Genomic DNA, 18,518 nt, shown 5'->3' on the forward strand with positions numbered 1-18,518 from the left:
ATACCGGGGCCGCCGCGAGAGGAGCTGGACGTGCTCGAAGCCACCGCGTTCTGGGTCGTGGAGCCCGGCGTCGGCGCCCTGCGGCCCGAGCCGCTGCGCGAGCCGGCCGACGGGGAGGTCCTGGTCCGGACGCTGCGCACGGGTGTGAGCCGGGGCACGGAGGCGACCGTGTTCGCCGGCCGCGTTCCAGCGAGCCAGCACGAGCGGATGCGGGCGCCGTTCCAGGAGGGCGGCTTCCCGGGGCCGGTGAAGTACGGCTACCTCAACGTCGGCGTGGTGGAGCAGGGGCCTCCCGAGCTGACCGGGCGCACCGTGTTCACGCTGTTCCCGCACCAGTCGGCGTTCGTCGTCCCGGCCGCGGCCGTGGTCCCGGTGCCGGAGGGGGTCCCCGCCGCACGCGCGGTGCTCGCGGGCGCGCTGGAGACCGCGGTCAACATCCTGTGGGACGCCGCGCCGCTGGTCGGCGACCGGATCGCGGTGATCGGCGCGGGCATGATCGGCTGCTGCGTCGCGCGGCTGGCGCACGGCATCCCGGGCGCCGAGGTCGTGCTGGTGGACGTCGCCCCGGCGCGACGGGAGGTCGCCGAGCGGCTGGGCGTGGCCTTCGCCCTCCCGGCCGACGCACCCCACGAACGCGACCTGGTCATCCACACGAGCGGGTCGGAGGCGGGGCTGCGGCTGGCGCTGGAGACGGTCGTCTCCGAGGGCGAGGTGATTGAGGCGAGCTGGTTCGGCGACCAGCCGGTGACCCTCCTGCTGGGCGAGGACTTCCACTCCCGCCGGCTGACCATCCGGTCGAGCCAGGTCGGCGCCGTCCCGCCCCGCCTGCGCGACCGACGCAGCACGGCCGACCGGCTGGCGCTCGCGCTCGACCTGCTGCGCGACCCGGCGTTCGACGCGCTCCTGACCGGCACCTCGTCGTGGCGGGAGTTGCCGGAGGTCCTCGCCCGGCTGGCGGGCGACCCCGGCCCCGAGCTCTGCCACAGCATCGACTGGAGGGACGCCTGATGCCGTTCACGGTCACGGTCCGCGACCACCTGATGGTCGCCCACAGCTTCACCGGAGAGGCGTTCGGCCCGGCGCAGCGGCTGCACGGCGCGACCTTCGTGGTCGACGCCACCTTCGGCGCGGACGAGCTCGACCCGAACGGCGTGGTGGTCGACATCGGGCGCGCGACGGCCGCCCTCGCGGAGATCACCGGCTCGCTCGGCTACCGGAACCTGGACGACGAACCCGCGTTCGCGGGGCTGAACACCACCACGGAGGTGCTCTGCCGCGCCATCGCCGACCGGCTGGCCGACGCCGCTGCGGCCGGATCGCTCGGCCGGGCGACCGGGCTCACCTCGCTCACCGTCACCCTGCACGAGTCCCACATCGCGTGGGCGAGCTATTCGAGGCCGCTGTGAACGACGTCTTCTTCGTCGTCCCCGACACCATCGACGACCCGCGGCAGGTGAGCGGCGGCAACCGGTACGACCAGCGCGTCCGCGACGGGCTGCGCGCCGAGGGCTGGACCGTGCACCTGCTCCTGGTCACCGGGCGCGGCACCGGCTGGACCGCCCGGGCGCTGGCCCAGCTGCCGGAGGGGGCGCTCGCGCTGATCGACGGCCTCCTCGTCTTCCGCGAGCCGGAGGCGGTCGCGGCGCACCGGAGCCGCCTGCGGATCGTCGTCCTCGCCCACATGGCCGCGCCGTCGCCGGGCGGTGAGCCAGGCGGCGGAGAGCCCGGCGCGGACCTCGACGACGCCGTCATCGCGGCCCTCCGGTCCGCTCGTCGCATCGTGGCGACCAGCGCCTGGACCCGCTCGCAGCTCCTGGAGCAGGACGCCGCCGACCCGCACCGGATCGTCGTCGCCCACCCGGGCGTCGATCCCGCGCCGGCGACGCGGGCGTCCGCCGCGGGCGGCCGGCTGCTGTGCGTCGCGACCGTCGCACCGCACAAGGGCCAGGACCTGCTGCTGCGCGCGCTCGCCGGGTTCGCGGACCGCGACGGCTGGAGCTGCACCCTGGCCGGCTCCGTGGCGGTCGCACCGGACTTCGTCGCCGCGCTGACCGCGGTGATCGACGCCGCCGGCCTCGCCGGCCGGATCCGGTTCGCCGGCGTGCTCGATGCCCGCGCGCTCGACGCGGCGTACGCGGACGCCGACCTGGTCGTGCTGCCGTCGCGCAGCGAGAGCTACGGGATGGCCCTGGCCGAGGCGCTCGCACACGGCGTCCCGGTGCTCGCGACGGCTGTCGGCGGCATCCCCGAGGCGATCGCCCGCCCGGAGGCCGCGATGATCGTGCCGCCCGACGACCCGTGGGCGCTGCACGTCGTGCTGCAGCAGTGGTGGGCGAGCGCCGACCGCCGCGCCGCGCTGAAGGCGGCGGCGCTGGAGGCCCGTGCCGCCGGCCGCCGCTGGGACGACACCACCTCGACCGTCGCGGCCGCGCTCCGCGAGGCCGCCGTCGAGGGACTGCGGCCGGAGGCGGTGCCCTCATGAGCGGCGTCCTGGAGGTCAGCGCCGACTGGCTCGCGCTGCGGGAGGCGGAGGACGCACGCGCGCGGTCGCGCCGGCTCGCGCGCGCGGTGCCCGGAATCCTCGGCGGCGTTCCCGACGGGCGCGCGGCCGGCGCCCGGCCGCTCGCCGTGCACGACCTCGGCAGCGGCACCGGCTCGATGATGCGCTGGCTCGCACCGCAGCTCCCCGGACCGCAGACCTGGGTCCTCCACGACTGGAACGCCGGGCTGACCGCGCGCGCGGTGGCCGGCGAGCCTCCCGAGGACCGCTCCGGCCGTCCCGTCGCGATCGAGTCGCGGGTCACCCCCCTCGACCGGCTCGCGCCGGCGGACCTCGCGGGCGCCGACCTGGTGACCGCGTCGGCACTGCTCGACGTCGTCACCGCGCAGGAGGCGCACGCGATCGTGGACGCCTGCGTCGCGGTCGGCGCGCCCGTCCTCCTGCCGCTCAGCGTGACCGGGGACGTCGAGCTGCGGCCGTGGGATCCGCGCGACATCCTGGTCGCGCGCGCGTTCAACGAGCACCAGCGCCGGGAGGTGGACGGCCGCCGGCTGCTCGGGCGGTTCGGCGCGCCGATCGCGCGCGGTCTCCTCGGTCGCGCCGGCTGGCACGTCCGCACGGCGCTGACCACCTGGCGGCTGGACCGCCGCGATCCCCGGTTGCTGGCCGAGTGGTTCGACGGCTGGCTCGACGCCGCCGTGGAGCAGGAGGAAGGCGACCGCGATCGCGTCCTGCTCGACCAGGCCCGCGGCTACCGGGAGCTGCGACGCGACCAGCAGCGGCTCGGCGCGCTGTCCGCCGTCGTGTACCACCTCGACGTCCTGGCGTGGCCGCGATGACCGTCCGGCTGAGTCCGCCCCACGAGGGGACGGCGGCTCCGGAGGGGACGGCGACCCTCCGGGTCCGCGAGGTGCTGCGACTCCGCGAGGTGCTGCGACTCCGCACGGTGCTGGGCCGCCCGTGGGTCCGCGCCGCCGTCCGCGCGCTCGTCGGCGCCGTGGTGCTCGTCGCGATCGTCGCGCGGGTGGGCACGGGCCCGTTCCTCCACGGCCTCCTCAGCCTCGACGGCCCCACCGTGGTCGCCGCCCTCGCGCTCACCGCGGTCGCGACCGGTGCGGCCGCGTGGCGCTGGCGGCTGATCGCCGGGCGGCTCGGCGTCGGGCTGCGCTGGTCGACGGCCGTGGGGATGTATTACCGCTCCCAGTTCGTCAACACGGTGCTGCCCGGCGGCGTGGTCGGGGACGTCCAGCGCGCCGTGGACCACGGACGCAGCGCGGAGCGGGTCGGGCCGGCGGCGCGCGCAGTCGCGCTCGAGCGGCTGCTCGGCCAGGCGGTGCAGGTCGCGATCGCCGTGGTCGTCCTCGGGGTGTTCGGGATGGAGTTCGCGGGCGTGCTGCTCCCCCTGCTCGGCGTCGCCGTCGTGGCCGGGGTCGCCGGGGTCGCGGGCGTCGCCCTGGCGAGCCGCCGGGTCCGGCGCGCGCTCACGCACGAGCTGGGCGAGGTCAGGGCCGGGCTCGGCTCCGTGGGGGTGTTCGTCCAGGCGGTCGTCGCCTCCGTGCTGGTCTGCGCGTGCCACCTCGCCACCTTCGCGATCGCCGCCGCCGCGGTGGGCGCGCACGTGCCGCCGCTGCGCGTGCTCGCGCTCGGGATTGTCGTGCTGCTCGCGGCCTCCATCCCCGTCAACCTGGGCGGCTGGGGCCCGCGCGAGGGCGCGGCCGGCTGGGCGTTCGCGATGGCCGGGTTCGGGGCGGCGGCGGGGATCTCGGCGGCGACGCTGTACGGGGTGCTGGCGTTCGTCTGCTTCGCCCCTGCCGCGCTGATCGCGCAGTCGACCCTTGTGGTGCGGCGGAGGAGGATGCGGTCATGAGCGCCACACCGTACGTCACCGTCAGCTGCGCCGTGTCCCTCGACGGCTACCTCGACACCGCCCTGCCGCCCAAGCTGGCGCTCTCGAACGCCGCCGACTTCGACCGCGTGGACGAGGTGCGCGCCCAGAGCGACGTCATCCTCGTCGGCGCGCGCACGGTCCGCCGCGACAACCCGCGGCTGCTGGTCCGCAGTCCCGAGCGCCAGGACCGGCGGGAGGCCGCGGGGAGGTGCCGCACGCCCTGGAAGGCGACGGTCACCGCGACCGGCGAGCTCGACCCCGGAGCGAACTTCTTCACCCTCGGCGAGACCGTGAAGCTCGTGTACTGCCCGCGCAGCGCCCGCACGCGGATCGTCGACCGGCTCGGGGACGCCGCCACGGTGGTCCCGCTCGGCGACCGCCCGCGGATGGCCGACCTGCTCGACGACCTCGGCGAGCGCGGCGTGCGGCGGCTGATGGTCGAAGGCGGCGGGACGACGCTGACCCAGTTCCTGAGGGAGGGCCTGGCGGACGAGCTGCAGCTCGCGGTCGCGCCGTTCTTCGTCGGGGATCCCACGGCGCCGCGATTCGTCGGCGACGGCGCCTTCCCGTGGACGACCGACCACCGCGCAACGCTGGTGGAGGCGCGGCCGATCGGGGACGTCGTGCTGCTGCGCTACGCCCTGTCCGACCGGTTCGGGGGCGACCCGTGACCCGCGCACCTCGCCGTCGCAGCAGCCGTGGCCGGAGCACCATCGCGACCGTCCTCTCCGCTGTCACCCTCTTCGTCGCCGCGCTCGCCCCCGGCCTGGTCGGCTCCGGCTCGGCGCTGGCGCTCGTGCGCATCCCGCTGGAGTGCGTCCTCGCCCTGGTCGCGGTGATCCTGCTGCCGTGGCGCTGGGCGCGCCGCGCGGTCGCGATCCTCGTCGCTGTGCTGATCGTGGCGGCGACGCTGATGGCCGCGCTCGACCGGGCCTTCGAAGCGTCCGTGGGTCGCCCGTTCGACGTCGTGAGCGGCTGGTCCGAGCTGTCCGACGGGTACGGCGTGGTCCGCGACTCCACCGGGACGGCGGGGGCGATCGCCCTGCTCGCGCTGGTCGGCCTGCTCGCGATCGGCGCCGTCGTCGCGGTCGCGGCCGCCCTGCTCCACCTCGGTCGTGTGCTCGCGACGCGGAGGCGCCCCAGCCTGATCGCCGCGTCGGCCGTGACCGCGGGCTGGCTGGTCCTCGCGCTGGTCGGCGCACAGCTGGTGCCCGGCGAGCCGGTCGCGGCCGACGACGCGCTCTCGGCGGCGGCGTCCACCGTCGGCCAGGTCCAGGTCGCCGCCGCCGACCATGCGGCCTTCGACCGCGCGGCCTCGACCGATCCCTACGCCACGCTTCCGCCCTCCGCCCTCCTCACCGGGCTGAAGGGCAAGGACGTGATCATCGCCTTCGTCGAGAGCTACGGCCAGGTCGCGGTGCAGGGCACCTCGTTCTCGCCGGGCGTGGACGCCGTCCTCCGCGACGGGAACGCCGCCCTCGCCGCGCACGGGTACACCGAGCGCAGCGCCTTCCTGACCTCGTCCACCTTCGGCGGGATCAGCTGGCTCGCGCACTCGACGCTGCAGACCGGGCTGTGGGTGGACTCCCAGCAGCTCTACGACCGGGTCACCGCCGGGACCCGCTTCACGCTCAGCGACGCCTTCCGCACGGCGGGCTGGGAGACGGTCAGCGACGTTCCCTCCGACTCGACGCCGTGGCCGGTCGGGTACTCGTTCTACCACTACGAGCACGAGCTGGACGCCACGAACGTCGGCTATCGCGGACCGACTTTCAGCTACGCGCAGGTGCCGGACCAGTACACCTGGGCGTACTTCCAGCAGCACGAGCTCGCCGGGCCGCACAAGCCGCTGATGGCGGAGATCGACCTGGTCTCCTCGCACACGCCCTGGACGCCGCTGCCCAGACTGCTGCCGTGGGACCAGCTCGGGGACGGCTCGGTCTACGACCCGCAGCCGGCTGAAGGCCTCCCGCCGAGCGTCGTCTGGCAGGACCCGCACCACGTGCAGCAGCTGTACGGGGAGTCGATCCAGTACTCCATGGGTTCGCTGATCTCCTTCCTGACCACGTTCGACGACCCGAACCTGGTGATGGTCGTGCTCGGCGACCACCAGCCCGCCACGATCGTCAGCGGCCCCGGCGCGAACCACGACGTCCCGATCAGCATCATCGCCAAGGACCCCGCCGTCACCGACCGGATCGCCTCCTGGGGCTGGCAGCCCGGGCTGCTGCCGTCTCCGACGGCGCCGGTGTGGCGGATGGACGCCTTCCGCAATCGCTTCCTGACCGCCTATGGCCCCTGACGAGCCCCGCGCGTCCCTGCGATTCGGCACGAATGTCGCGTATCGCGCCGCTATTCGCGACATTCGCCCCGAATGTGGGGGCGGCAGGTCACGCCTCCGGCGACGACGGGAACGAGCGCCGCGCCACCAGGACGATCACGAGGCCCACGACGATCAGGGCCGCCCCGGCGAACGGCAGCCAGCCGAGCCCCGGGCCGGCGAGCACGGCTGCTCCCACGGCGGCGCCCGCGCCGATCCCGACGTTGGCCGTCGCGTTGACCAGCGCCCCGATGACCTCCGGCGTCGCGCCGCGGGTGCGGATCGCCGCCGTCTGGAACACCGACGCAACCCCGCCGAAGCCGGCGCCCCACACCACCGCGGCCGCCAGCACTCCGGCGAGCGCCGGGAAGGCGAGCCCGACACCGACCAGCCCCGCCGTCACCGCGCCGAGCAGGGTGAGGACGGTCGCGCGCGGCCGGCGGTCCAGGGTCGCCGCCGCGAACCACGTGCCCAGGAGTCCGACCGCGCCGATCCCGAGCAGCACCGGCCCCACCCCGGCCGCGGGCAGCCCCGTCGCCAGCAGGATCACCGACACGAACGTGTAGACGGTGAACTGGCCGAGGTACACCACCGCGTTCGTCGTCGACACCACCGCCAGCCGCACCCGTCGGGCGCCGGCGCCCTCCCCGAGGTGCCCGGTGCCGCCTCCCGGTACCGCCGGCAGCAGCAGCGCGACGATCACGACCGTGATCGCGCACACCCCGGCGAGCACGCCGAACGCCGCACGCCAGCCCAGCGCCGTGCCGAGCGAGGTGGACAGCGGCACCCCGAGCACGAATCCGGCCGCCGCCCCGGCGGTGACCAGCGCCAGGGCGCGCCCGGTGAACGCAGGGGCCACCAGCCGGGAGGCGTACCCGATGCTGACCGAGAAGAAGAGGGCGTGCGCGATCCCGCCGAACGCCCGCCCGGCGGCGAGCACGCCGAAGTCCGGGGCGACCGCGACGAGGAGGTTGCTCACCGTGTACGCGACGAGCGTGGCCTGCAGCAGGCCCTTCCGGGAGAACCGGGAGGTCGACAGCGTGAGCGGCACCGCGAGCACGGCGACCATGAAGGCGTAGATCGTGACGAGCAGGCCGGTCACCGGGTCGGACACCCGCATGTCGTGCCCGATCGCCGGAAGCAGTCCGACCGGCAGCATCTCGGTCGTGACCGCGAGGAAGGTGGCGGCGGTCAGCGCGACCAGGCCGCCCGCCGCCTCGCGCACGGATCCGGGACTCCGGTCCGAGGCGTGAGGCATGGTTGCGATGCTAGCCCCCTCCCCGTCAGCCCCCCTCGCGCCGGCCGCCGGATTGAACCGATACTGTGACCCGTTCGTGTTCCCCATGAGGCCTCCCCGCCGGGAGACCCGGACCGGAAGCGGGTAGTGCCATGACCGAAAGCCGCCAGGGCCCTCTGTGGCTCATGCGCATCCTGAGTGCGATCGTGCTCGTGCTGATCGCCGGGATCCATCTGTTCCTCATCTTCGACGGCGTCGGCGGGCTGCTGGGCGTGATGTTCGTCCTGAACGCGATCGCCGGCTTCGTCCTGGCGGTCGGGATGCTGGCCCTCCACGGCACCTGGCTGCGGCTCGCGACCGTCCTCAGCCTGCTGTTCGTCCTCGCCAGCCTCGCCGCCCTCCTGCTCGCCCTCACGGTCGGCCTGTTCGGCATCACCGAGGTGTGGACGTTCACCCTCGTCCCGGAGACGGTCATCATCGAGGCGATCGGGATCGTGGTGCTGGGAATCACCTCGGGGGTGACGTTCCGGCGGGCGCGGGTAGCGTGAGCGCGAGGAGGGAGTCACGATGACCGACCTGACGCTCGCCCGAGCCGGCGCCACCCTGCACTACGACATCGACGGCGACGGCCGCACGATGCTGCAGGCGCACGGGCTGACCTCCAGCCGCGAGGCCGACTTGGAGCTGCTCGACCTCCGTCCGCTCGCCGGGAACGGCCGCCGGCTGCTCCGCTATGACGCCGCCGGGCACGGCCGCTCGGCCGGCCCCGATGACCCGGAGCGCTACCGCTGGACCGCGCTCGCCGACGACCTGCTGGCCCTGCTCGACGCGGTGGGCGCGACCGAGCCGGTGGACGCGGTGGGGATCTCAATGGGCACCGGCACCATCCTCACCGCCGCGGTCCGGCATCCCGAGCGCTTCCGCCGCCTCGTGCTCGCCCTTCCGCCGACGGCCTGGGAGACGCGCGCGGCGCAGGCCGGGATCTACCGGCAGATGGCCGACCTCCTGGAGGCGCAGGGCTGGGAGGCCCTGATGACCCTGATGGCCACTTCCACGCTCGCGCTGCCGCCGGTGCTCGCCGAGCGCGGCGTGACGCCGGAGCCCCAGCTGCAGCCCGACACCGCACCGGCAGTGCTGCGCGGAGCGGCGCTGTCCGACTTGCCCGCGCCCGATGACATCGCGGCGCTGCGGCTTCCGGTGCTCCTGCTCCCCTGGGCCGGCGACCCGGGTCACCCGCTGTCGACCGCCGACCGGCTGCACGAGCTGATCGCGGACTCCGAGCTCTTCGTCGCCGAGAACGCGGCGGACGCGGACACCTGGCGCGACCGGGTGGACGCGTTCCTGGGGTGAACAGCCGCACAGCGACAGGTGAAGGACAGGTGAATCGGGCCGTCCCGGGTTGACCGGCCGCCCGAGCCCCACTACCGTCTCTGGACGTGAGCCGTCCGCCGTTGATCCGCACCGCCGTCTGGTCGCGCGTGCGCGCGGGCGCTCCGCTGGTCGCCGTCGAAGGTCGGGCCGCCGGCCCGGGCAGCGCCACCGCTCCGGTCGCCGATCTGGCCGCCGCACGGCGCGGTCCGGAGCGCCGGACGCGTCGCCGCGCACGCCGCGCCGCCTGACCGCCGACCCCGTTCCCGCGCCGGAGGGCTAGGTTCGACGCATGCGGAAGATCGTGGTGTACGAACTGGTCTCGCTCGACGGGGTCGCGGAGGCCCCCGACACGTTCATCCCGGACTGGGACGCGGAGATGGACGCCAACCTGGGCGCAGTGATCGGCCCGCAGGACGCCGTCATCCTCGGCCGGCGCAGCTACGACGACTGGGCGCGGTACTGGCCGGGCAAGGACATCCAGCCGTTCTCGGACTTCATCAACGGCGTGACCAAACACGTCGCGACCTCCGCACCGCTCGACCCCGAGTGGGCGGGGGCGTCGGCGATCGACGGCGACGTCGTGGAGTTCGCGCGCCGGCTGAAGGAGGGCGAGGGCGGCGACATCGGCGTGCACGCCAGCATCTCGGTCGCGCGGGCGCTGCTGGCCGGCGGCGTCGTCGACGAGCTGCGGCTCGTCATCGCCCCCGGCATCGCGGAGGGCGGCCGCCGGCTGCTGGAGGGGCTGCCCGCGCTGCGCTTCGAGACGATCGGCTGCACGGTCTCGTCCACCGGCTACCTGCTGGTCGGGTACCGCGTCCTGCGCTGAGGCGCCGCTCCCCCGCTACGCGGCCAGGTGGAACGTGGTCGCGAAGCGGGTGAGGAGGATGCGCGGGCCGTCCAGGACCTCCACGACCCCGGCGTCGATCGCGGCCTCCGGCGTGAGCTCCCCGGAGATGAGCCGGTGGATGCCGGGGCCGCTCGCGAACGCCAGGTCGGCCGGGCCGTCCCCCCGCGTCACGGCCAACTCCGGCCCCTGCACCCGGATCAGCAGGTCGTCGCCGCCGAACCGTGCGCCATAGGCGGTCGCCGGCAGCTCGGCGGCCACCTGCGGCCGGAACGCCGTCCGCAGCGAGATCGTCATCGAGTCCGGGGTGATGATCTGCTCGGCGCGCGGATCCCCTAACGCCTTGAACCCCCAGGCGCCGAACGCGAGCACGACCGGTTCCAGCTCCCGCCCGTACGGGGTCAACTCGTACAGGACGATGCGCGAGCGCGGCGCCCGGCGGATGACGCCGGCCGCCTGCAGCTCCTTGAGCCGCGCCGCCAGGATGTTGCTCGGGATGCGGGGAAGCCCCGCCGCGAGCTCACCGTAGCGGCGCGGCCCGACGAGCAGGTCGCGGACGATCAGCAGCGCCCAGCGCTCCCCCACGAGCTCCAGGGCCTGGGTGATCCCGTCGTACTGCCCGTAGTCGCGCGCGACCATCGACCTCAGGCCTGCTGGCTCAGGTACGCCTCGGGGCCCTGCTGCGCGGCGACGGGGTCCATCCAGCCGAACTCGAGGATGTTGCCGTCCGGGTCAGCGAGCTGCCGCTGGTACATGAAGCCGTAGTCGGCGGCCGGCCGCTCCTCCACGCCGCCCGCGGCGATCCCATCGGCGACGGTCGCGTCGACGAGCTCGCGGCTGTCGAGCATGATCGAGGTCGACGCGGACACGGTCTTCGAGGGCTCGCCGACCGGGCGGTCTGAGAAGGTCTGGAAGAACTCGCGCGTGACGATCATGAAGTAGTTGTGGTCCTCGTCGACGACGACGCAGGCGGCGTTGTGGTCGGTGAAGAGCGGGTTGATGCTGAATCCGACGGCCTCGTAGAACGCCTTGGCGCGCTCCAGGTCAGTCACCGGCAGGTTGACGAACATCATGGACATCGTGGTCTCCCTTTTCGTGGTCCGCTGTTGCTGGTGCCTACACTTGCAAAAAACAAGTGGGGCGTCAATACCCCCGTTTCGTGAGAGGACCGCCCTGCCTCCAAAAAAGGCAAGAAGGTGGCTCGAAAACGCCAAACTGAATGCCTCGAAAAACTCAATTAGATTGGCTCGAAAATCTCAAACAGAATAGACTGTGCTCGTGTCAGAAACCGCTAGCTCACCGCTGGACCGCCGTGCTCTCCAGGTCGCCCGGCAGCGCCTCACCGAGGACCCGGCGGTGCTCCTCGAAGGGCCGCGAAGTGTGGGAAAGTCGACCGCGCTTCGCGAGCTGGCCGCGGCGGCCGGGTCCACGGTCATCGATCTCGATGACCTTGCGACCCGGGATGCCGTTGCCGCCGATCCGGCGCTCTTCCTCTCTGGCGCACCCCTGGTCTGCGTCGACGAGTACCAGAAGGTGCCGTCCGTGCTGGACGCGATAAAAGCCGAGCTGAACCGCTCGACCTCGCCTGGCCGGTTCCTTCTGGCCGGCTCGACACGCTACGAGACGTTGCCCCTGGCAGCACAGTCGCTCACCGGTCGGCTCGAGCGCGTGCCGATCCAGCCCTTCACCCAATCGGAGATCGAGAGGACGGGCAACACCTTCGTCGAACGGCTCTTCGCCGATCCCGACTCCCTCATCACGGCGGCCACGTCCGCGACATCGCGCGAGGAGTACATCGAGAGGATCGTGCGCGGCGGGTTCCCGCTGGCGATCGAGCGAGCGAGCTCCGCATCCCGGTCCCGATGGTTCGAGAGCTATGTACGGCTGACGCTCGAGCGGGACGCGCAGGAGCTCGGCAAACTCCGTCAGGCCGCCGCCCTCCCCCGTCTCCTCAACCGCTTGGCCGGACGGACGGCGCAGGTTCTGAGCCTCACCGATGCCGGGGCGGATGTCGGTCTTTCCGCTCCGACTGTCGAGAGCTACACGCGCATCCTCGAAGCGGTCTTCCTCGTCCAGCAGTTGCCCGCCTGGGGAACGACCCTGACGGCGCGGAGCAGCAACCGGCCCAAGATCCATGTCGTCGACTCCGGCGTTGCGGCGCACCTGTTACGCCTCAGCGCCGAACGGCTGGCGAGGCGCGACCCCACCGCTCTGACGGAGTTCGGCCACCTGCTGGAGACCTTCGTCGTCGGGGAGATCGGTCGGCAGACCGATTGGATGGACGGCATCGCAGGAACCGGGCACTGGCGCACCTACGACGGCGACGAGGTCGACTTCGTCGCCGAACGCCACGACGGAAGTGTCGTCGCAATCGAAGTGAAGACGGGTCGACGCGTGTCCGGGAGCGATCTCCAACCCCTCAGGCGACTTCGAGAACGGCTCGGAGGGAGCTTCGTCGCCGGAGTGGCGCTCTATCTGGGGGAGCGGTCCTACACGTACGAGGACCGCATCCACGTCATCCCCGTCGACAAGCTCTGGCTGAGCTACTGACCGACCCCCTACTCCGTCAACCTCCGCACCGTCAGCGCCTGCTCCGCGAACCCCACCGCACCGTCCCTGTCGTGCAGCACCGAGCGCGTGATCCCGAGGCCCGTGGAGCCGAAGACCACCTCCGTGTCGAGGCCCAGCCAGTCGCCGGACGGGGCGCGGTGGAGGTGGAGGGTCAGGTCGACGTTGGGGAACATCCAGCGGGTCGGGTGCTCGCGCACCGCCACGCCGTTGGCCGTGTCGACCAGCGTGATCCACGCGGTCACCGGGTCGACCGCCACGCCCTGGATGAGCTCGCAGCCGGTCGACAGCCAGACGGTCGCGCGGCCGGCCTCCGGCGGGTGGACGGCACGGGTGTCGAGGGAGGCGACGTAGCCGCCCTGCCAGGCCTCCATCATCGACCACGGCGTCGCGGTCTCCGGCGCGGGGAGCGGGCCGGCCGCACCACCGGCCACCTCGGCGCTGTCGAACGCGGACAGCAGCCACGCGCGCGCCTTCACGGCGGTGCGGCCGTGGATGACGGCCGTCGCCTCCACCAGCTCGATCGTGCGGCCCGGGCGGATCGTCTCGACCGAGAGCTCGACCTCGTCCAGCGCGAGGAAGCCGAGGATGTCGAAGCTGATCCGGGACAGCTGCAGCGCGGGGCCGTCCGGGTTCGCGGCGTGGCGGAGGATCGCGTGCGTGATCAGGCCGCCGAGCGGGCTGAAGTGCATCTCGTCGTCGGCCCAGGCGCCCCCGGCGTGCGGGGTCGGGGTGAAGACGTTCTCGCTCCGCTGCACGAAGTAGGCGGCGGGAATGGTGGTGTCGGCGTTCATCCCCTCCAACGTAGGCGCAGCAGACCGTTTCGAGCGACACTGGAGCCTATGAGCAGACACGAACGCGAGCGGGAGGCCGCCGCAGAAGCCCAGGCGCAGGCTCAGGCCGAGGCGGCGATCGAGGCGACGGAGACCGACGACACCGGGGTGGACGCGGACGAGGCGCTGGAGTCGGAGGAGGAGCCGGGCTGAGGTCGGCTCAGCCGGGCTCGCGCCCCCGCTACGCCCCCGAGCCGACCGGGTCGGCGCCGTACTCGTCGCGGTAGTGCCGGACGAAGGCCGCCTCGGAGGAGAAGCCCCACTTCGCGGCCACGGTGCGGATCGTCTCGCCGGTGCTGGTGAGCTGGTCGTGCGCGCCGTTCAGCCGTGACCGGCGCAGGTAGGCTGTGGGGCCGACGCCGTCCGACTGGGAGTGGAAGGCGAGCACCAGCTCGCCGGTGGAGGCGCCGGCCGCGGAGGCGGCGTCCTCGATGGTGACCGGCGCCGCGGCATGGTCTCGCAGGTACTGCGCACCGACGCGGTACACACGGGCGCGGCGTTCGGCCGAGAGCCGGAGCTCGCGCCTGTCGCCCACCAGCCGGAAGGTCTCCAGGGCGGCGATGGCCAGCTGGCGGTAGGTCGTGGCGCGCATCGAGTCGTTGGAGAGCGCGCCCGTCCTGCGCTCCCGGCGGGCGACCTCCAGGGCCGCCAGCCAGTACGCCGCGCGCCGCGCGTTCACCGGCCGCGGGCCGTCGAACCTGAGCTCCAGGTCCTCCTGGGCGTAGAGGAGCCGGGCGGTGCGGGTGAGCTCGGGGATGCGGAACGCGACGGCGCGCCCCTCGGTGTCGGCCAGCCGGTGCACCGACGACTCGCCGGGCTGGAACACCACGGGCTCGGCGGCGAAGCTGCCGGTGTCCTCGCCGACCTCCCAGCCGCTCCCCGGCGTTCCGGTGGAGACCAGGAGCACGTCGGGGTCGACCACGCAGCGCAGCTCGCCGAGCATCGCGGCGTCGGCGAGTAGGAAGCGGTCGTCGCCGACCACGTGCTCGGCGTAGCCGGAGAAGCGGCGGCCGAGGTCGACCCGGCCGTAGTGGCCGGCCAGCCACTCCTGGGTCTCGTCGCGGTCGCGGGAGCGGAACCGGCGCTCGAAGTAGGTCGACGGCGTATGGTCTGTTGGTGATCCCATCGGCGGAACCTCCTTGGTGCGGCTGATGCAAGCAGGTGCGCGAAGGGTTTGAGGGGTCCTGCGTACCCGAAACGCAGGACCCCTCGACGGGCGCCCGACACCCGAATGCGGGAGCCCGTCGGGTGGAGGGGTCAGCGGGGGGCGGATCCCTCCCTGGGGGGAGTCTTCGGAACGGATGTGTTCCTAGGGGAAGCATACGTCGAACTGGAACTTTAATCCACGTTGCAGTTCCATTCATCCGGTCGACATCGCTACGATCGGGGTGGAGTGCCGCGTACTGCGTGCGCGAGAGAAGGTGTGTGATGCCCGTCCCGGGGGTGTCGGAGGTCCGACAGACGCGCGTGCTGGCGCGCGACCGCGCCTACGAGGCGATCCGCGCCGCGATCCTGGACGGCACGCTCCATCCCGGCGAGCGCCTCGACGACGGCGAGCTGGAGGCGTGGCTCGGGATGTCGAAGACACCGATCCGGCAGGCCCTCCACGCGCTGACGGTCGAGGGGTTCGTCGAGACCGCCGCCCAGTCGTACACCCGCGTGGTGGAGCCGCGCGTCGACGACGCCGTGCTGCACATGCAGACGATCGGCGTCTTCGTCCTCGGCGTGCTCGACCTCACCCTCGACGGCCTGGCCGCCGCCGACCGGGACGCCCTCATCGCCGACGTGGACCGGCTGATCGCCGGGCTGCGGGCCGCCGACCTGGAGGGCTCCATCGACGCCTCCCGACTGTTCTACACGCGCCTGATGGCGCTCTGCCCGAACCGGGTGCTGCTCCGGCTCGCCGAGCGGACGCTCGCGGCGAGGGCCTTCTACGTGGGCGTCGCCTATCGCGCGCTCGGGATCGACTGGCCGGAGGCCGCGCAGTCCTACGCCGCGCTGCGATCGGCCCTCGCGGCCGAGGATGCCCGGGCCGTCGCCGCGGCGGCCCGCGAGGTGTTCCGCATCGACGCGGTGCGGCCGGTGCGGCCGGCGCACGACTCCGCACGCGAGGGAGGGCGGGCCTGATGCCGATCCCCCGCTCCCCCGAGCAGAGCGCGAGCCCGCGCGAGCTCGTCCGCGAGCGCGTGTACGCGCAGCTGAGGGAGGCCATCCTCTCCGGCGTGCTGCTGCCCGGCGAACGGCTCGACGAGGGCGAGCTGCGGGCCTGGCTCGGCGTCTCCGGGACGCCGATCCGGCAGGCGCTGCACACCCTCAGCCTGGAGGGCCTGGTCGACACGGCGCCGCAGTCGCACTCCGCCGTCATCGCGCCGCGCCCCGAGGAGGCCCACGACACCCTCCAGACGCTCGGGGTGCTGGTCGTCGGCGCGACCATCCTGACGCTCCCGCAGCTCGGAGATGCGGACCGCGCGGCGCTCGCCGAGCTGGCGGCGGCCGTGACGGTCCAGCAGGAGCGCGGTGACATCCCGTCCATCTCGAAGGCGGCCGAGAACTACTTCGGCTCCCTCGTCCGCCTCTGCCCGAACCCGGTGCTGAACGAGGTGATCGCGCAGGCCGCGCCCTCGCTCGGCTACCACGTCAACGTCACCTACCGGGCGCTGGACGCGGACCTCGCCCAGCTCGCCCGGGACTACACCGCGCTCTCCGCCGCACTGCTGGTCGAGGACGACGCGCGCGCGATCGACCTCACCAAGCGCATCTTCAGCATCGGGACGGCGCGCGCCGCCTGATGCTTCCGGCCTAGGCTCGAGGCATGGCCCACACCGACAGCTCCCGCCCGACCGCCCTCGTCACCGGAGCGTCCCGCGGCATCGGCCGGGCGATCGCCGTCGAGCTCGGGAGCACGCACCACATCCTGGTCGGCGGGCGGGACGCCGCGGCGGTGGACGCCGTGGTGGCGGCGCTGCCCTCGGCCGAGCCGTTCGTCGCCGAGCTGACGTCCGGCGCGCTTCCGCCCATCCCGGCACGGCTGGATGTGCTGGTGCTGTCCGCCGGGGTGGAGGACGGCGGCACCATCGCGGAGACCGGGGACGAGACCTGGCGGCACGTCTTCGAGGTGAACGTGTTCGCGGTCGCCGCGCTGCTGCGGGCGACACTGCCCGCGCTGCGGGCCGCGGAGGGGCTGGTCGTCGCCATCAACAGCGGGTCGGGGCTGAGCAGCGGGCCGGGCGGCGGCGTCTACTCCGGGTCGAAGTTCGCGCTGCGCGCGCTCACCGACGCACTGCGGGAGGAGGAGCGCCCGAACGGCGTCCGCGTCACGAGCATCCACCCCGGCCGGGTCGACACCGACATGCAGCGCGCGCTGGTCGCCCGCGAGGGCCACGAGTACGACGCGACGTACACCATCACGCCGGAGATGGTCGCGGCCACCGTGCGCGTCGCCGTCGATCTGCCCAGCACCGGGATGGTGGAGGCGCTGACCGTGCGGCCGGTCCGGCGCCGCTGATCGCGCGTACCGACCCCGAACCCGGACTTTACGATCCCCGAACATTCGCCGACGAGGCTGTCCTCAGCCGGAAGAACCACCGGCGGCTTACCTGTGAACGGGAGAACCATGTCCAGACGATCCATCGGCATCATCACGGCGGCGACCGCGGGAATCGCGTGCGCAGCCCTCATCGGCGGCCCGGCCCTGGCCGACACCCCGACGCCGACCCCGTCGCCGTCCGCGTCGCACGCGCCCAAGACACTCGCCCAACTCCAGGCGGCCGGCGCAAAGGCGACCAGCGACCGCGAGACCAAGATCACCGCGGCGATCGCGAAGGTGAACGCGGACACGTACCTCAGCTCGGGCGACAAGTCCACGATCCTCGGGACGCTGAACGCCAACCTGGCCGCCATGAAGTCCTCGGCCTCGGCGATCGCCGCCGACACCACCACGACCCAGGCGGAGGCCGACCTCAAGAAGGTCTACGACGCGTACCGCGTGTACGCCGTCGCCCTCCCCCAGGCGCGGCTGGCCTCCGACGCGGACCGGCTGACCGGCACCACCATCCCCAAGCTCACCACGCAGCAGTCGACCCTCGCCGGCCTGCTCTCGGGCAAGGACAAGGCGAAGTCGACCCCGGCGCTGCAGTCCGAGCTCAGCGACCTGGGCTCGCAGCTCTCCACGGCATCGCACGACGCGAGCGGCGTCGCGGCCGCGGCCCTGGCGGTGACGCCGAGCGCGTACGACGCCAACCACTCGGCCCTCTCGTCGGCGAAGTCCTCGCTCGCCTCGGCCCGGGCGGCCGTGAAGAAGGCGCAGGCCGACGCGAAGGCGATCAGGCAGGCGCTGAAGAAGAAGTAGTCGCGACGGGCGGCCACCCCGCGGGAGGAAACTCCCCCGCGGGGGGCCACTCCGCGGCGAGCACGGACCAGACCTGCTTGTCGTGGAACACGCCGCCCACCGGCCAGGCCTCGCGGAGGACGCCCTCCAGGGTCATCCCGAGGCGGCGCGCGACGGCGGCGCTGCGGTCGTTGTCGCTGCGGCAGCGCCACTCGGCGCGGTGCATGCCGCGGACGACGAACGCGTACTCCAGCAGGTCGCGCACGGCGCTCGTGATGTGCCCCCGGCCTTCGGCGGCCGGCTCCAGCCAGCAGCCGACCTCGAAGACGCCCGTCGCCGGCACGAAGTCGACGAACATGACCCCGCCGACGAGCGTGCCGTCCGCCCAGATGCCGTAGATGCCCGCGCCCTCCCGTGCGGCCCGGTCGGCGTACCGGCCGAGCGTGGCGCGGGCGCCCGCGACGTCCTCGGTGACGAACGACGGCCCCACCCAGGGGCGGATGTGCTCCCTGGCGCGGTCGAGATGGGCGGCGAACTCCTCCGCCATCCACGGCTCGAGGGGTTTCAGCTGCGCGCCGGAGGCGAGGGTCTTCGCGAACATGGGGACACGCTACAGGGGCGGCGCACCTG

Annotated in this window: 23 protein-coding genes; 17 read left to right on the forward strand and 6 right to left on the reverse strand. The window is 73.4% G+C overall.

Features of this window, described 5'->3' with window-relative positions:
* Positions 1 to 30: 30 nt before the first annotated feature.
* The 7 genes from HNR13_RS19890 to HNR13_RS19920 are packed head-to-tail and all read left to right on the forward strand — an operon-like array spanning position 31 to position 6,690.
* Positions 31 to 1,008 (forward strand): MDR/zinc-dependent alcohol dehydrogenase-like family protein, encoded by a 978-nt coding sequence (locus HNR13_RS19890; protein WP_179608537.1) that lies wholly within the window; start codon positions 31 to 33, stop codon positions 1,006 to 1,008.
* Positions 1,008 to 1,406 carry a 6-pyruvoyl trahydropterin synthase family protein gene (locus HNR13_RS19895; RefSeq protein WP_179608539.1) on the forward strand — a complete coding sequence of 133 codons (399 nt, stop codon included), beginning with the start codon at positions 1,008 to 1,010 and terminating at the stop codon, positions 1,404 to 1,406. The genes HNR13_RS19890 and HNR13_RS19895 overlap by 1 nt, the downstream gene beginning before the upstream one ends.
* Complete coding sequence (locus HNR13_RS19900) at positions 1,379 to 2,482, forward strand: glycosyltransferase (RefSeq protein WP_179608541.1); 1,104 nt, start codon at positions 1,379 to 1,381, stop codon at positions 2,480 to 2,482. The genes HNR13_RS19895 and HNR13_RS19900 overlap by 28 nt, the downstream gene beginning before the upstream one ends.
* Positions 2,479 to 3,339: an SAM-dependent methyltransferase gene (locus tag HNR13_RS19905; RefSeq protein ID WP_179608543.1), complete on the forward strand. Its 861-nt coding sequence runs from the start codon at positions 2,479 to 2,481 to the stop codon at positions 3,337 to 3,339. Before HNR13_RS19900 ends, HNR13_RS19905 begins: the two co-directional genes overlap by 4 nt.
* On the forward strand, positions 3,336 to 4,367 hold the full coding sequence (locus HNR13_RS19910) for a lysylphosphatidylglycerol synthase transmembrane domain-containing protein (RefSeq protein WP_246313247.1): 1,032 nt from the start codon (positions 3,336 to 3,338) through the stop codon (positions 4,365 to 4,367). The genes HNR13_RS19905 and HNR13_RS19910 overlap by 4 nt, the downstream gene beginning before the upstream one ends.
* A complete protein-coding gene (locus HNR13_RS19915; RefSeq protein WP_179608547.1) occupies positions 4,364 to 5,059 on the forward strand; it encodes a RibD family protein in 696 nt (231 codons plus the stop codon). Before HNR13_RS19910 ends, HNR13_RS19915 begins: the two co-directional genes overlap by 4 nt.
* Complete coding sequence (locus tag HNR13_RS19920) at positions 5,056 to 6,690, forward strand: alkaline phosphatase family protein (RefSeq protein ID WP_179608549.1); 1,635 nt, start codon at positions 5,056 to 5,058, stop codon at positions 6,688 to 6,690. Before HNR13_RS19915 ends, HNR13_RS19920 begins: the two co-directional genes overlap by 4 nt.
* Before the next feature lie 88 nt (positions 6,691 to 6,778).
* On the opposite strand, the gene HNR13_RS19925 is transcribed toward HNR13_RS19920, so the two are convergent.
* Entirely contained in the window at positions 6,779 to 7,966 is a 1,188-nt protein-coding gene (locus HNR13_RS19925) for an MFS transporter (RefSeq protein WP_179608551.1), read from the reverse strand.
* A 131-nt stretch (positions 7,967 to 8,097) separates the two neighbouring features.
* Here HNR13_RS19925 and HNR13_RS19930 point away from each other — a divergent pair, with 131 nt between their 5' ends.
* From HNR13_RS19930 to HNR13_RS19945, 4 genes are all read left to right on the forward strand, one after another.
* Positions 8,098 to 8,493, forward strand: coding sequence for a hypothetical protein (locus HNR13_RS19930; protein ID WP_179608553.1), 396 nt, complete (start codon positions 8,098 to 8,100; stop codon positions 8,491 to 8,493).
* Between the two features lie 19 nt (positions 8,494 to 8,512).
* Positions 8,513 to 9,295, forward strand: a complete 783-nt coding sequence (locus HNR13_RS19935; protein WP_179608555.1) for an alpha/beta fold hydrolase — start codon at positions 8,513 to 8,515, stop codon at positions 9,293 to 9,295.
* An 86-nt stretch (positions 9,296 to 9,381) separates the two neighbouring features.
* Positions 9,382 to 9,564 carry a hypothetical protein gene (locus HNR13_RS19940; protein WP_179608557.1) on the forward strand — a complete coding sequence of 61 codons (183 nt, stop codon included), beginning with the start codon at positions 9,382 to 9,384 and terminating at the stop codon, positions 9,562 to 9,564.
* 41 nt (positions 9,565 to 9,605) lie between these two features.
* The gene (locus HNR13_RS19945; RefSeq protein ID WP_179608559.1) at positions 9,606 to 10,142 is read left to right on the forward strand and encodes a dihydrofolate reductase family protein; all 537 of its coding nucleotides are present in this window, start codon (positions 9,606 to 9,608) and stop codon (positions 10,140 to 10,142) included.
* 15 nt (positions 10,143 to 10,157) lie between these two features.
* On the opposite strand, the gene HNR13_RS19950 is transcribed toward HNR13_RS19945, so the two are convergent.
* Positions 10,158 to 10,799 carry a winged helix-turn-helix transcriptional regulator gene (locus tag HNR13_RS19950; RefSeq protein ID WP_179608561.1) on the reverse strand — a complete coding sequence of 214 codons (642 nt, stop codon included), beginning with the start codon at positions 10,797 to 10,799 and terminating at the stop codon, positions 10,158 to 10,160.
* Positions 10,800 to 10,804: 5 nt separating this feature from the next.
* Positions 10,805 to 11,239 (reverse strand): VOC family protein, encoded by a 435-nt coding sequence (locus HNR13_RS19955; RefSeq protein ID WP_179608563.1) that lies wholly within the window; start codon positions 11,237 to 11,239, stop codon positions 10,805 to 10,807.
* Between the two features lie 193 nt (positions 11,240 to 11,432).
* On the opposite strand from HNR13_RS19955, the gene HNR13_RS19960 reads away from it, so the two are divergent.
* Positions 11,433 to 12,710, forward strand: coding sequence for an ATP-binding protein (locus HNR13_RS19960; RefSeq protein ID WP_343063636.1), 1,278 nt, complete (start codon positions 11,433 to 11,435; stop codon positions 12,708 to 12,710).
* 8 nt (positions 12,711 to 12,718) lie between these two features.
* Here HNR13_RS19960 and HNR13_RS19965 read toward each other — a convergent pair whose 3' ends face one another.
* On the reverse strand, positions 12,719 to 13,522 hold the full coding sequence (locus HNR13_RS19965; protein ID WP_179608564.1) for a thioesterase family protein: 804 nt from the start codon (positions 13,520 to 13,522) through the stop codon (positions 12,719 to 12,721).
* A 48-nt stretch (positions 13,523 to 13,570) separates the two neighbouring features.
* On the opposite strand from HNR13_RS19965, the gene HNR13_RS19970 reads away from it, so the two are divergent.
* Complete coding sequence (locus HNR13_RS19970; RefSeq protein WP_179608566.1) at positions 13,571 to 13,714, forward strand: hypothetical protein; 144 nt, start codon at positions 13,571 to 13,573, stop codon at positions 13,712 to 13,714.
* Between the two features lie 28 nt (positions 13,715 to 13,742).
* Here HNR13_RS19970 and HNR13_RS19975 read toward each other — a convergent pair whose 3' ends face one another.
* Positions 13,743 to 14,687 (reverse strand): helix-turn-helix domain-containing protein, encoded by a 945-nt coding sequence (locus HNR13_RS19975; protein ID WP_179608568.1) that lies wholly within the window; start codon positions 14,685 to 14,687, stop codon positions 13,743 to 13,745.
* Positions 14,688 to 14,989: 302 nt separating this feature from the next.
* Here HNR13_RS19975 and HNR13_RS19980 point away from each other — a divergent pair, with 302 nt between their 5' ends.
* From HNR13_RS19980 to HNR13_RS19995, 4 genes are all read left to right on the forward strand, one after another.
* Positions 14,990 to 15,688 carry a GntR family transcriptional regulator gene (locus tag HNR13_RS19980; RefSeq protein WP_179608570.1) on the forward strand — a complete coding sequence of 233 codons (699 nt, stop codon included), beginning with the start codon at positions 14,990 to 14,992 and terminating at the stop codon, positions 15,686 to 15,688.
* A complete protein-coding gene (locus HNR13_RS19985) occupies positions 15,688 to 16,350 on the forward strand; it encodes a GntR family transcriptional regulator (protein ID WP_179608572.1) in 663 nt (220 codons plus the stop codon). Before HNR13_RS19980 ends, HNR13_RS19985 begins: the two co-directional genes overlap by 1 nt.
* Positions 16,351 to 16,373: 23 nt before the next feature.
* Entirely contained in the window at positions 16,374 to 17,066 is a 693-nt protein-coding gene (locus HNR13_RS19990) for an SDR family oxidoreductase (RefSeq protein WP_179608574.1), read from the forward strand.
* A gap of 108 nt (positions 17,067 to 17,174) precedes the next feature.
* Positions 17,175 to 17,909 carry a hypothetical protein gene (locus tag HNR13_RS19995; RefSeq protein WP_179608576.1) on the forward strand — a complete coding sequence of 245 codons (735 nt, stop codon included), beginning with the start codon at positions 17,175 to 17,177 and terminating at the stop codon, positions 17,907 to 17,909.
* Here HNR13_RS19995 and HNR13_RS20000 read toward each other — a convergent pair.
* Positions 17,884 to 18,489, reverse strand: a complete 606-nt coding sequence (locus HNR13_RS20000; protein ID WP_179608578.1) for a GNAT family N-acetyltransferase — start codon at positions 18,487 to 18,489, stop codon at positions 17,884 to 17,886. The two genes, HNR13_RS19995 and HNR13_RS20000, sit on opposite strands and share 26 nt — an antisense overlap.
* Between the last annotated feature and the right edge of the window lie 29 nt (positions 18,490 to 18,518).

The organism is Leifsonia shinshuensis (assembly GCF_013410375.1).
GTDB lineage: Bacteria > Actinomycetota > Actinomycetes > Actinomycetales > Microbacteriaceae > Leifsonia > Leifsonia shinshuensis.